Source organism: Bradyrhizobium neotropicale (assembly GCF_001641695.1).
GTDB lineage: Bacteria > Pseudomonadota > Alphaproteobacteria > Rhizobiales > Xanthobacteraceae > Bradyrhizobium > Bradyrhizobium neotropicale.
In genome coordinates this window covers 64,206-76,335 of sequence record NZ_LSEF01000034.1, presented here as the reverse complement: position 1 = coordinate 76,335, position 12,130 = coordinate 64,206, and the positions used below count along the sequence as shown (strand labels likewise).

Sequence of the window (12,130 nt, the reverse complement as noted above, 5' to 3'; positions counted from 1 at the left end):
GAAAGGCCCGGCCGATGCCAAGCACCCCCCGTGGCGCGAACGCCACAACGAGCGAAATATTAACCATATATTGACGGTGCCACGGGGCAGCCATTTTGTTGACGGATCAAAGGGATGGTAGTGAGAGATTAGGCGGCGGAAGAAGTGGCGGCGCGACCCTGGGGATCCCCTTGCGGGGATGGGTCGGGCGGCCAGGTTCCGGGACCTGCAGTGGGGCCTTGGTGGGAATCGTGCGGTAGCGCATGGGGTCGATCGATAGGTATATTTTCCGCACGACGCTGGCGTCGTTTGCGCTCGTCCTGGTCAGCCTCACCGGCGTGATCTGGATTACGCAGGCGTTGCGCGGCATCGACCTGATGACGAGCCAGGGCCAGACCATCCTCACCTTCCTCGGCATCACCAGCCTCGTCATTCCGGCGCTGATCCTGATCATCTCGCCGATCGCGCTGATGATCGCGATCTCGCACACGCTGAACAAGCTCGCGACCGATTCCGAGATCATCGTGATGAATGCCGCCGGCTTCTCGCCGTTCCGGCTGTTCTATCCGTTCTTCTACGCCACCTGCGTGGTGGCGCTGCTGGTCGCCTTCATCGCGGCCTATCTCGCCCCCGACGGCATGCGGCGGATCAAGCAGTGGGACGCCGAGATCACCGCCGACGTGCTGACCAACATTCTCCAGCCCGGCCGCTTCGCCCAGCTCGACAAGAATCTCACGATCCGGATCCGCGAACGCCAGCCCGGCGGCATCCTCGCCGGCATCTTCATCGACGACCGCCGCGATCCGAATGAGCGCGTCTCGATCGTCGCCGAACATGGCGAGGTCGTGAAGAACGACAACGGTTCGTTCCTGGTGCTCAAGGACGGCAATCTCCAGCGCTTCGAGGCCGGCAAGCGCGATCCGGCGCTGGTGGCATTCGGCCGCTACGGCTTCGACATGTCGAAGTTCTCCAACCAGGGCCACGACGTCACCCTCGGCATCCGCGAGCGTTATCTCTGGGAGCTGTTCTCGCCCGCCGAGGACGACCCGGTCTACAAGGCCGTCCCCGGCCAGTTCCGTTCCGAGCTGCATGACCGCATCATGGCGCCGCTCTACCCGTTCGCCTTTGCGGCGCTGACTTTCGCCTTCCTCGGCGCTCCGCGCACCACGCGTCAGAGCCGCAACTTCTCGATCGGCGGCTCGGTGCTCGCCGTGTTCGGCCTGCGCATGGCCGGATTCGCCTGCTCGGTCATGGCCGTGAAGTCGCCGTTTGCGGCGCTGATCCAGTACGCGATGCTGGCGGCGGCGATCGGCGGCGGCGTGTGGATGATCCTCGGCGGCGTCGTGGTCGAGCCGCCGCCCGCTCTGCTCGAAGCCATCAACAGATCGAACGCGCGGATCGCGCGTCTGTTTGGACGTCCGGCCGCCGCATGAGCATGCTCACCAACACGCTCGGGCGCTATTTCGCCGGCCGCTTCGTCATCGCGGCGCTCGGCGTGTTCGCGAGCATCTTCCTGCTGCTCGTGCTGGTCGACTACATCGAGATGGTGCGCAAAACCTCAGGGCTGGCCTCGGCCTCCGCGATCATGGTCGCCGAGACCTCGCTGTTCCGCGTGCCGCAGCTGCTGGAGAAGCTGACGCCGTTCTGCATGCTGATCGGCGCCATGACCTGCTATCTCGCCCTCTCCCGCCGGCTCGAGCTCGTGGTCGCCCGCGCCGCCGGCATCTCCGCCTGGCAGTTCATCTCGCCGGCGCTCGGCAGCGCGCTGCTGATCGGAGTGATCGCCACCACCGTCTACAATCCGATGTCGGCGAACTTGCGCGAACTCTCCAAGCGCATGGAGGCGGAGCTATTCGGCTCGGCACCGGGCGGCGGCATCCAGGACGCCTCAGGCTTCTGGCTCAACCAGGTCACCAATGACGGCCAGGTCATCATCAACGCGGCGCGCAGCGAGCAGCAGGGCGTGCGGCTGACCGGGCTGACGTTGTTCCGGTTTGATACAGATTGGCATTTCAAGGAGCGAATCGAGGCGCGCGAGGCGACGCTCGAGGACGGCCATTGGCTGTTCAAGACCGTGCGCCGCTTCTCGCTGGACGCCCCGCCCGTCGACCAGGCGCGGCTGGAGATTCCGACGACGCTGACCGAGGCCCAGGTCCGCAACAGCTTTTCCACACCCGAGACTGTGTCCTTTTGGCAACTACCGAGCTACATCCGCTCATCCGAGAGCTCAGGCTTCGCGACAGCCGGATATCGACTCCAGTATCACAAGCTGCTGGCACAGCCGTTTTTGCTTGCAGCGATGGTGATGCTGGCAGCTTCCGTGTCGTTGCGCTTCTTCCGGATGGGTGGCGTACAGAAGATGGTTTTGAGTGGCGTGGGCGCGGGCTTTCTGCTCTACGTCCTGTCGAAAGTAACTGAAGACTTGAGCAAGGCTGAGTTGATGCATCCGATCGCTGCGGCGTGGTTGCCCGTTGTGGTGGGTGGCCTCACCGGCTTCTTGGCCTTGCTGTATCAGGAGGACGGTTAGTGACTGCCGTCCGGCGAGGACCTGTGTCTTGTTTGACGCGGCGCACCACGGTGCGCGCGAACGGGACCGGCTTGCCCGTGCGCAAGGTCCTGCTTGCCCTCATTACCGCCGCATCGTTTGCCGGCCTGATCGACGTCGCCGCCGTGACACCGGCCGGCGCGCAGAGCTTCACCTACAATCCGCTGCCGCCCCGTCCGAAGCCGCCCAAGGTCGCCAACGACAATCAGATGCTCGTGCAGGCGACCGAGGTCGATTACGACTACAATAACTCGCGCGTCTCCGCGGTCGGCAACGTCCAGCTCTTCTACAACGGCACCAGCGTCGAAGCCGACAGGGTCATCTACGACCAGAAGACCAAACGGCTGCATGCCGAAGGCAACATCCGCATGACGGATGCCGACGGCAAGATCACCTATGCCGAGATCATGGACCTGTCCGACGACTATCGTGACGGGTTCGTCGATTCGCTGCGCGTGGACACCGCCGACCAGACCCGCATGGCCGCGACCCGCGCCGACCGCTCCAGCGGCAACTACACCGTTTTCGAGAACGGCGTCTACACGGCCTGCGCGCCGTGTAAGGACGATCCGAAGAAGCCGCCGCTGTGGCAGGTCAAGGGTGCGCGCATCATCCACGACCAGCAGGAGAAGATGCTGTATTTCGAGAACGCGCAGCTCGAATTCTTCGGCGTGCCAATGGCCTACATGCCGTACTTCTCGACGCCCGATCCGACCGTGAAGCGCAAGTCCGGCTTCCTGATGCCCGGCTATTTTCCCGGCACGTCGAACACGGGCTTTGGCGTCGAAGCTCCCTATTATTGGGCGATCGCGCCCGATATGGACGCAACCTTCACCCCGCGCTTCATGACGCGCCAAGGCGTGCTGCTTCAGGGCGAATTCCGGCAGCGCCTGATCGATGGCGCCTACCAGATCCGCGCCTATGGCATCGACCAGCTCGATCCCGGAGCGTTTGCCGGCCAGCCAGGTGACCGCCAGTTCCGCGGCGCCATCGACACCAAGGGTCAGTTCGCGCTGAACGACAAGTGGGTCTGGGGCTGGGAAGGCGTCCTGATGTCCGACTACTATTTCTTCTCGGACTACCGGCTCTATCAGTACCGCGATCCGCTCGGCTCGTTCCTGCTGCTGCCGACCGAAGCGCTGTCGCAGCTCTATCTGACCGGTGTCGGCAACCGCAGCTTCTTCGACGCACGCACGATGTACTGGCTGAGCTACTCGGGCAACCAGAGCCAGGTGCCGGTGGTCTATCCGGTGATCGACTACTCGAACGTGCTCAACTATCCGGTCTTCGGCGGCGAGTTCAGCTACAGGACCAACTTCCAGAACCTGTCGCGTGAGACCGCGGTGTTCGATCCGATCACGACGCTCGCCAACACCGCCAGCCTGTGCACGACGGCGTCGGCCGACCCGCTGGCGCGCACGCCGTCGCAGTGCCTCCTGCGCGGCTTCCCCGGCACCTACACCCGCCTGACGGCGGAAGCGCAGTGGCGCAAGTCCTTCACCGATCCGTTCGGTGAGATCTGGACGCCGTTCGCCAGCGTCCGCGCCGACGCGATCAACTCCTCGGTTTCCAACCAGCCGGGCGTGTCGAACTTCCTGCCCGTCGGCGACACCCAGGCGTTGCGCCTGATGCCGACGGTTGGCCTCGAGTACCGCTATCCCTTCATCAACGTTCAGCCTTGGGGTTCGACGACCGTCGAGCCGATCGCGCAGATCATCATCCGGCCGAACGAGAGCTATGCCGGCAAGCTTCCCAACGAGGACGCGCAGAGCATGGTGTTCGACGCCTCGAACCTGTTCAGCGTCGACAAGTTCTCCGGCTACGACCGCGTCGAGGGCGGCGGCCGCGCCAATGTCGGGGTGCAGGCCACCACGCAGTTCGACCAGGGCGGCGCCGTCAAGGCGTTGTTCGGGCAGTCCTACCAGCTGTTCGGCCTGAACTCCTTCGCGGTCCAGGATTCCATCAATACCGGTCTCGATTCCGGTCTCGACAAGCCGCGCTCCGACTACGTCGCGAGCATCGGCTACTCCCCGAACCGGACCTATACGTTCAGCGTCCGCAGCCGCATGGATGAGCAAACCTGGAACATCCAGCGCTTCGAGGCAGAGGGTCGCGCCAATTTCGACCGCTGGTCGGTCAGCATGATCTACGGCAACTATGCGCCGCAGCCGGAGCTCGGCTATCTGACGCGCCGCGAGGGCATCCTGACCACCGGCTCTCTGAAGGTTGCGTCCAACTGGGTGGTGTCGGGTTCTGCGCGCTGGGACCTCGAAGCCAACAAGCTCAACCAATATGTGGTCGGCGCCGGCTATGTCGACGATTGCTTCGTGCTGGCGGCGAACTATGTAACTTCCTATAGCTACTCCGCGGGCTCGGCGCCGCCCGTGCTGAGCCATGCGTTCATGTTCCAGATCGGCCTGCGCACGCTGGCGACGACGTCGACGACCAGCACTTCCGGTCTCTCTGGCTATTAGTGAACCGGCTGAAGTGCCGGCCGCGTTTCCCTAGGGGATCGCAGGTTCAGCGCGGCTGACATGCGAGCAACAACCATGACGACGACCCCATTGTCCCTGTTCCGCCTCCTCGTTCCTGTCCTTGGGGCCGGGCTGATTCTCATCGGCACGCCGGCGGCGACGCGGGCGCAGAACATCGTCGTGATGGTCAATGGCGACCCCATCACCGACTTCGATATCGAGCAGCGCAGCAAGCTCGACCAGCTGACGACGCAGAAGACCCCGAGCCGGCAGGACGTCATCAACGAGCTGATCGAAGACAAGGTGAAGATCAAGGAAGGCAAGAAATACGGCGTCGATCCCGCCGTTGCCGACATCGACCAGTCCTATGCCGGCATGGCCCAGCGCATGCGCGTCTCTCCGGACCAGCTCACCAAATCGCTCGAGGTCAAGGGCGTCCGGCCGGAGACGCTGAAGAGCCGCATGAAGGCCGAGATGGTTTGGACCAGTCTTGTGCGCGGCCGCTACAAGGAGCGCCTGCAGGTTGGTGAAAGGGACGTCGCCGAGAAGGTGAAATCCGAGGGGGGCGAGAAGCTCCAGGTCGAGGGCACCGAATACAAGATGCAGCCGATCGTCCTGATCGTGCCGCGCGGATCGTCCCAGGCCTTCATCGAGCAGCGCCACAAGGAGGCCGAGACCTATCGCGGCCGCGTCGGAAGCTGCGAGGAGGCCAATTCGCTGTTCCGCTCGACGCCGAACGCCGCGATCCGGGAGAGCGTCACGAAGACGACCGCGGACCTGCCCGAAGCGCTGCGCAAAGTGCTCGACGACACCCCGATCGGCCACCTGACCCCGCCGGAGATGACCAAGCAGGGCATCGAGATGGTCGTGCTCTGCTCCCGCAAGCCGACCACGATCGACACGCCGAAGAAGCGCGAGATCCGCGAGAAGATGTACGCCGAGAAATACGAGAAGACCTCGAAGGCGTATCTCGACGAGATCCGCAAGGCAGCGATGATCGAATATCGCAATCGCTGATGGCCAAGCCTTTCGAAGAGCCTTCCGTGAAGCCTCTCGCCCTGACCCTGGGGGAACCCGCCGGCATCGGCCCCGACATCACGATCGCAGCCTGGCTGAAGCGCCGTGAACTGAACCTGCCGGCCTTCTACCTGCTCGGCGACGAGGCGCTGGTTGCGCGGCGCGCCAAGGCGCTCGGCACCGACGTCAGGATCGCTTTGGTGCGCGCCAGCGAGGCCAATGCGGCCTTCGGCGACGCCCTGCCCGTGGTCGCGACTGGCGAGACCGCGACGGCCGCACCCGGCAATCCCGATGACTCCAGTGCACCGGCGGCGCTGGCCTCGATCCGCCAGGCCGTCACCGACGTGCGCGAAGGCCGCGCCGGCGCCGTCGTTACCAATCCGATCGCCAAGAGCGTGCTCTATCGCGCGGGCTTCCGCCATCCCGGCCACACTGAATTCCTCGCCGAGCTTGCCGCGCAGGAGGGCCGCGTGCCGCAGCCGGTGATGATGCTGTGGTCGCCGCGCCTCGCCGTGGTGCCGGTGACGATCCATGTCTCGCTGCGCGACGCGCTCGCAGAGCTCACGAGCGAGTTGATCGTCTCGACGGTGCGCATCGTCGCCGCTGAACTGAAATCCCGCTTCGGCATCGCGCGCCCGCGCATCGCCGTCTCTGGCCTCAATCCGCATGCCGGCGAGGACGGCTCCATCGGCCATGAGGAGCAGACCGTCATCACGCCGGCCATCAAGGTGCTGCGCAATGACGGCATCGAGGCCAAGGGCCCGCTGCCCGCCGACACCATGTTCCACGACGCCGCGCGCAGTACCTATGACTGCGCGGTCTGCATGTACCACGACCAGGCGCTGATCCCGATCAAGACGATCGCCTTCGACGACGCGGTCAACGTCACGCTCGGCCTGCCCTTCATTCGCACCTCGCCGGATCACGGCACCGCGTTCGACATCGCCGGCACCGGCAAGGCCAATCCGGCGAGTCTGATCGCCGCGCTTCAACTGGCGAGCCGCATGGCGGCGGCAACAACCTGATGAGTGCGATCGACGACCTCCCGCCGCTTCGCGAGGTCATTCGCCAGCACGCCCTGTCGGCCCGCAAATCGCTCGGCCAGAACTTCCTCCTCGACCTCAATCTGACCGCGCGCATCGCGCGCGCGGCCGCGCCGCTCGAAGCGGCCACCATCGTCGAGATCGGCCCCGGCCCCGGCGGGCTGACGCGCGCCCTGCTCGCGCTCGGCGCCGCCCGCGTCATCGCCATCGAGCATGACGAGCGCGCTATCCCGGCCTTGCAGGATATTTCCGCGCGCTATCCCGGTCGCCTCGAGATCGTGCATGGCGACGCCATGACCTTCGACCCGCGGCCGTTGCTCGCAGGCGCCAAGGCCAAGATCGTCGCCAACCTGCCCTACAACATCGCGACCCAGCTCCTGATCAACTGGCTCACGATCGAGCCGTGGCCGCCCTGGTACGAGATGATGGTGCTGATGTTCCAACGCGAAGTCGGCGAGCGCATCGTGGCGCGCGAGAACGAGGACGCCTATGGCCGCCTCGGCGTGCTCGCCAACTGGCGCGCGGAAACGAAGATCCTGTTCGACATCTCGCCCGCGGCGTTCGTGCCACCGCCGAAGGTGACGTCCTCCGTGGTGCGCCTCGTGCCGCGTCCGGATCCTTTGCCTTGCGATCGCCGGCTGCTTGAACAGGTCGCGGCCGCGGCCTTCGGCCAGCGCCGCAAGATGCTTCGTCAGAGCCTGAAATCGCTTCAAGCCGATCCAGCGCGGCTCGCTGCGGCTGCCGGCATCGATGCGACGCGGCGCGCGGAGACCATTCCGATTTCCGGCTTTGTTGCCATGGCCCGTGAATTGGCCGATATACGCAGCAACGGCTGACAATCAAAATTTCGGAGGAAGGAATATGGCGCTGATGCGTCGGCAGTCCCTGGTCAAGTTCGATGCGCCGCTGTGCGAGACCATCATCGACACGCCCAAGCCGCAGGGCCGCGAGGTGCTGGTGCGCATCGAGCGCTGCGGCCTCTGTCATTCCGATCTGCACATCCAGGACGGCTATGCCGATCTCGGCGGCGGCAAGAGGCTCGACACAACGCGCGGCATGACGCTGCCCTTTACGCTGGGCCATGAGATCGCAGGCGTCGTCGAGGAAGTCGGAGGCGACGTGCCGGCCGGCCTCGTCGGCGCCAAAAAGGCGGTGTTTCCGTGGATCGGCTGCGGCCAGTGCCGCGACTGCGCCAACGGCGACGAGAACCTCTGTGTCAAGCAGCGCTTCCTCGGCGTCTCCATCGACGGCGGCTTTGCTACTCACGTGCTGGTACCCGACGCAAAATACCTGCTCGACTACGATCCCCTGCCCGTCAACCAGGCCGCGACGCTGATGTGCTCGGGCGTGACCGCCTACGGCGCGCTCAAGCGCCTGGTCGATCGTCCGCGCCAGCGCAACCTCCTGCTGATCGGTCTCGGCGGCGTCGGCATGATGGGCCTGTCGTTCGCGCAGGCCATGTTCAAGCAGCCTATCACGGTTGCCGATCTCAGCCCCGCGGCGCGCGAGACCGCGCTGAACAACGGCGCGGCGGTCGCCTATGATCCGGCCGAGCCTGATGTCATCAAGCGCATCCTGAAGGAGACCGAGGGCGGCTTCGACGAGATCGTCGACTTCGCCGGCAACGAGAAGTCGATGGCGTTCGCGGTCGCGGTCGCCGCGCGCGGCGGCAAGATCGTGGTGTCCGGGCTGATGGGCGGCCAGTTCACGCTGCCGATGGTGCAGTGGGTCTACAAGCGCATGACCATCGAAGGCTTCATGGTCGGCACGCTCGCGGAAGCTCATGAGCTGATGGCGCTCGCCCGCGCCGGCAAGATCAAGCCGACGCCGATGCGCGAGGAGCCGATGGCCGACGTCCAGAAATGGATCGACGAACTGCGCGCCGGCAAGGTGGTCGGCCGCATCGTGCTGAAGAACTGAAGCGCGCGGCGGCGTGACGGAACACGTCGCCGCATACGTCTTGTTCGGCCCGGTCGGCACGTCGCTCAGGTCAACGCGCGAAGACGCAGAATCGTTAAGGCCAGCGGCGCGCGCGGAACGGCAACGGCCCGAACGGCGTTGGCAGCGCATGTCCATTCGCTGCGTCGTCGAAAGCGCATTCTTCATCGCCTGGGGCTTTCTGGAGAGAAGCGGAGAGCTCGGCGAACCCGGCGCGTCCGCAAACATCATCCTCGACGCCATTGAGGCGCAGCTCGGGAACGGTGAGCGCCGGCAGTTGATGCTGGCCAACAAGGCCATCGCCGCCTACCGCGAGCATGTCGCGCGAACTCGCGCCTCAGTCGAGCGCGAAGCGCGTTCCGGATGACGGCGCTTGCTCCGGATCTGACGTCGCCCCAAAACCCCGTTTCGAAATTCCGTAGTTCTCCGGACGCGAACAGAGTTCGAGGCGTGATCAAGGCGCAACAACGTGGACGCCGCAGGCGATAATCGGCAACTTTTCGATTTCCCATAAGCCGTTATGTGCACTTTCGGACCGTCAGTTGCGCTGCGGAAACGTAGGATTCGAGCTGCAGCCGATTCCCGGCCCGCCAGAGACAGACAAGAAACGTGACCGGTCGGCCACAGAACGATCTCCTCAGGGAGATCAGCCAACAGGACTTCGAGCTGCTCGCCCCTCACTTCCAGCCCGTGGAGTATGAGGCGAACCACATCCTCCATCATTCCGGCGACAGCGTCGCGGTGGTCCATTTCCCCTGCGGTCCCACGCTCGTGTCGTTCGCGGTGCCGGTCGAGGACGATCGCGAGGTCGAGAGCCTGCTGGTCGGCCGCGAAGGTGCGATCGCCGTGCCCACCACCGGACGCGGCCCTGCGCTGGCCTATTCCCGCGTGGTCGTGAAGGTCGGCGGCACGCTCGTCCGCCTGCCGGTCCGCGCGCTCGAGCAGGCTCAGCAGAAATCGGCGAGCCTGCAGGAACTGTTCGCGCGGTATGCGGCGTGCCAGTTCGCGCAGCTGCTGCAGACAGCGGCCTGCAACGCCGCGCACTCCATCGAAGAGCGTGCGGCAAAATGGATCATCGCCGCGCAGGAGAGCATCGGGGGCGACGAGGTTCCCCTCACGCATGAGCAACTGGCTGGCATGCTCGGCGTCTCCCGCAGCTATGCCAGCCGCGTCATCCAGATGTTCAAGGCCAAGCGAATCCTCGCCACCCGCCGCGGCGCCATCCTGGTCCTCGACGCGCTCGCGCTTCAAGCCAGCGCCTGCTCCTGCAATCGCTGGGTCAAGCGACACTTCGGCGAAGTGCTGGGCCGCACGGCGGCGGCCGACGGCTAGCGTCGGGGCTCCTCCATCTCGATTGTTGCCGACACGCGCAGCACCGGGCCCGCCGCGTCCCTCACCTCGATTGCAAGCTGCCCCAGGACATTGCGGGATGCGCCGTCCAGGATGGCCTGGCCAAGCGATTCCAGCGCCAGCCGCCGCACTGCGAGCCGATCGGAGAGATCGTAACCGACGTCGTCGATGATAACCTCGTTGCAGTCATGGTAGTCGAAATAAAACCGTGGCATGTCTTGGAATTCGGCAGTTGCCGTCACGGTTCCTATTCTCCCGGCTTTCGACGCGTCGAGGGGCCAAAAGGCGAAGCGCCCGCGTACACCGGTGTGGACTTCATCATCGCGCGCGACGGCAAGATCGCGGCTCTTTACGTCTATCTCGACTCGCCGCCCACCTAGTCGCCCTTCCCCCGCCGAGCTTTACGGTGCAATTGTCGGCATGCTGTTGATGAATCGGGTGCTCGGCGCAACCCGACGCGCGGGCCTGTCGCAATCGCGGAGACATCACGATGACCGTCACGATCTACCACAATCCGGATTGCGGCACTTCGCGCAACACGCTCGCCATGATCCGGCAAAGCGGCGTCGAGCCCGCCGTCATCGAATATCTCAAGACGCCGCCGTCGCGCGAGAGGCTCAAGGAGCTTGTCGCGGCGATGGGGATTCCCGTCCGGGCCCTGCTGCGCGAGAAGGGTACGCCATACAAGGAACTGGGCCTCGGCGATCCCAGATGGAGCGACGACGAACTGCTCGATTTCATGCTGGCGCATCCCATTCTCATCAATCGTCCCATCGTGGCGACGTCGAAAGGTGTCCGCCTATGCCGCCCCTCCGAAGCCGTGATTGACCTCCTGGACAACCCGGTCGGCCGCTTCGTCAAGGAAGACGGCGAAGTGATCGAACCGCGCTGATAGCGCCAGACTGCGCCTTTTGATCTCTCTTGGCCTGAACGAAGCGGCAAAGCTCGGGCCGTTCCGGCCGCGAGAGCGTTGAACCGTGCGGTAATTGCGGCCGAAAATCGTGCGATTTCGCGGCGAAACGAGCGCGGCGCAGGCCCGATTTAAGCCTCATCCTCTCCGGATTTGCGGCTCATTGCCACCCAACTCTTTGACGAGAAAGCGCAGGTAACAAGTTGCGTGCGTAACCGGGAGACCAGGATGGGCAACCGATCCGCGAGATTCGTATCCACACTCGTCGCCAGCATCGTTGCCGGCGCGCCATTGGCCGCCGTGTCGCAGAGTGCGCCGAACACACCGGCCGCTGCTGCGACCACGTCCGACGACTGTCTCGCCTCGCCCAAGGCCACCGCGCCGCAGGGACAGCACTGGTACTATCGTCTCGATCGCGCCAGCAAGCGGAAGTGCTGGTACACGCGTGCCGAAGGCGACAAGGCGGCGCAGACGTCGACCGCACCGAACGCGCAGACCGCGACCAGCACGGCGGATGCGGAACCAGCAGCGCCGCACTCGGTCCAGGACGCGCGCGCTGAATATGTGGCGCAGCAGAGCGGAACCGCATCGACCGAGCCGACTGTGGCTGCGCCCGCGCCGGCTGCAGCGATCGCGCCGCCAGCACCGCGGCGGCCCCCCGCCGCCTCCGCCGATGGGAATAATGCCCAGCAGCAGGCGGCGGTCACTACACGCTGGCCCGACACCTCAATGATGGCCGCAGCGCCCGCGCCGCAGCCGGCCTCCGAGCCGGTCACGGCCGATGCGCAGCCGAGCGCAGATCCCGGACAATCCCCTGCCCCGCAATCGCCTGCGCCGGTGACGCCGGCCACGGCGGAAGCCCCCGCCAAGCCGA

Annotated in this window: 12 protein-coding genes and 1 pseudogene; 12 read left to right on the top strand and 1 reads right to left on the bottom strand. The window is 65.2% G+C overall.

What is annotated here, in order from left to right; genetic code table 11:
* Nucleotides 1-242: 242 nt before the first annotated feature.
* The 9 genes from lptF to AXW67_RS09645 all read left to right on the top strand — a co-directional run bounded on the left by lptF (nucleotide 243) and on the right by AXW67_RS09645 (nucleotide 10,328).
* Nucleotides 243-1,412: an LPS export ABC transporter permease LptF gene (gene lptF, locus AXW67_RS09685; protein ID WP_027551426.1), complete on the top strand. Its 1,170-nt coding sequence runs from the start codon at nucleotides 243-245 to the stop codon at nucleotides 1,410-1,412.
* Nucleotides 1,409-2,506 carry an LPS export ABC transporter permease LptG gene (lptG, locus tag AXW67_RS09680; protein ID WP_027551427.1) on the top strand — a complete coding sequence of 366 codons (1,098 nt, stop codon included), beginning with the start codon at nucleotides 1,409-1,411 and terminating at the stop codon, nucleotides 2,504-2,506. The genes lptF and lptG overlap by 4 nt, the downstream gene beginning before the upstream one ends.
* Entirely contained in the window at nucleotides 2,506-4,998 is a 2,493-nt protein-coding gene (locus AXW67_RS09675) for an LPS-assembly protein LptD (RefSeq protein WP_063677705.1), read from the top strand. Before lptG ends, AXW67_RS09675 begins: the two co-directional genes overlap by 1 nt.
* 60 nt (nucleotides 4,999-5,058) lie before the next feature.
* Nucleotides 5,059-6,015 carry a peptidylprolyl isomerase family protein gene (locus AXW67_RS09670; RefSeq protein WP_063677704.1) on the top strand — a complete coding sequence of 319 codons (957 nt, stop codon included), beginning with the start codon at nucleotides 5,059-5,061 and terminating at the stop codon, nucleotides 6,013-6,015.
* Complete coding sequence (gene pdxA / locus AXW67_RS09665; RefSeq protein WP_063677703.1) at nucleotides 6,015-7,040, top strand: 4-hydroxythreonine-4-phosphate dehydrogenase PdxA; 1,026 nt, start codon at nucleotides 6,015-6,017, stop codon at nucleotides 7,038-7,040. The genes AXW67_RS09670 and pdxA overlap by 1 nt, the downstream gene beginning before the upstream one ends.
* Nucleotides 7,040-7,894, top strand: a complete 855-nt coding sequence (rsmA, locus tag AXW67_RS09660) for a 16S rRNA (adenine(1518)-N(6)/adenine(1519)-N(6))-dimethyltransferase RsmA (RefSeq protein ID WP_063677701.1) — start codon at nucleotides 7,040-7,042, stop codon at nucleotides 7,892-7,894. The genes pdxA and rsmA overlap by 1 nt, the downstream gene beginning before the upstream one ends.
* A 25-nt stretch (nucleotides 7,895-7,919) precedes the next feature.
* On the top strand, nucleotides 7,920-8,978 hold the full coding sequence (locus AXW67_RS09655) for an alcohol dehydrogenase (protein WP_027551432.1): 1,059 nt from the start codon (nucleotides 7,920-7,922) through the stop codon (nucleotides 8,976-8,978).
* A gap of 13 nt (nucleotides 8,979-8,991) precedes the next feature.
* Nucleotides 8,992-9,363: a hypothetical protein gene (locus AXW67_RS45015; protein ID WP_430648708.1), complete on the top strand. Its 372-nt coding sequence runs from the start codon at nucleotides 8,992-8,994 to the stop codon at nucleotides 9,361-9,363.
* 242 nt (nucleotides 9,364-9,605) lie between these two features.
* On the top strand, nucleotides 9,606-10,328 hold the full coding sequence (locus AXW67_RS09645) for a Crp/Fnr family transcriptional regulator (protein WP_063677698.1): 723 nt from the start codon (nucleotides 9,606-9,608) through the stop codon (nucleotides 10,326-10,328).
* On the opposite strand, the gene AXW67_RS09640 is transcribed toward AXW67_RS09645, so the two are convergent.
* On the bottom strand, nucleotides 10,325-10,561 hold the full coding sequence (locus tag AXW67_RS09640; RefSeq protein WP_027551435.1) for a DUF6894 family protein: 237 nt from the start codon (nucleotides 10,559-10,561) through the stop codon (nucleotides 10,325-10,327). The genes AXW67_RS09645 and AXW67_RS09640 overlap by 4 nt on opposite strands.
* Before the next feature lie 3 nt (nucleotides 10,562-10,564).
* Here AXW67_RS09640 and AXW67_RS43115 point away from each other — a divergent pair, with 3 nt between their 5' ends.
* From AXW67_RS43115 to AXW67_RS43865, 3 genes and pseudogenes are all read left to right on the top strand, one after another.
* Nucleotides 10,565-10,726: a hypothetical protein gene (locus AXW67_RS43115; protein ID WP_201723656.1), complete on the top strand. Its 162-nt coding sequence runs from the start codon at nucleotides 10,565-10,567 to the stop codon at nucleotides 10,724-10,726.
* Between the two features lie 110 nt (nucleotides 10,727-10,836).
* Entirely contained in the window at nucleotides 10,837-11,238 is a 402-nt protein-coding gene (gene arsC / locus AXW67_RS09635) for an arsenate reductase (glutaredoxin) (RefSeq protein WP_063677695.1), read from the top strand.
* 246 nt (nucleotides 11,239-11,484) lie between these two features.
* Nucleotides 11,485-12,130: pseudogene (locus tag AXW67_RS43865) on the top strand (hypothetical protein); the annotation flags it as partial.

Coding starts and splice junctions, on each gene's coding strand:
- lptF (WP_027551426.1), top strand. CDS start 243: ATGGGGTCGATCGATAGGTATATTTTCCGCACGACGCTGGCGTCGTTT.
- lptG (WP_027551427.1), top strand. CDS start 1,409: ATGAGCATGCTCACCAACACGCTCGGGCGCTATTTCGCCGGCCGCTTC.
- AXW67_RS09670 (WP_063677704.1), top strand. CDS start 5,059: ATGCGAGCAACAACCATGACGACGACCCCATTGTCCCTGTTCCGCCTC.
- pdxA (WP_063677703.1), top strand. CDS start 6,015: ATGGCCAAGCCTTTCGAAGAGCCTTCCGTGAAGCCTCTCGCCCTGACC.
- rsmA (WP_063677701.1), top strand. CDS start 7,040: ATGAGTGCGATCGACGACCTCCCGCCGCTTCGCGAGGTCATTCGCCAG.
- AXW67_RS09655 (WP_027551432.1), top strand. CDS start 7,920: ATGGCGCTGATGCGTCGGCAGTCCCTGGTCAAGTTCGATGCGCCGCTG.
- AXW67_RS09640 (WP_027551435.1), bottom strand. CDS start 10,561: ATGCCACGGTTTTATTTCGACTACCATGACTGCAACGAGGTTATCATC.
- arsC (WP_063677695.1), top strand. CDS start 10,837: ATGACCGTCACGATCTACCACAATCCGGATTGCGGCACTTCGCGCAAC.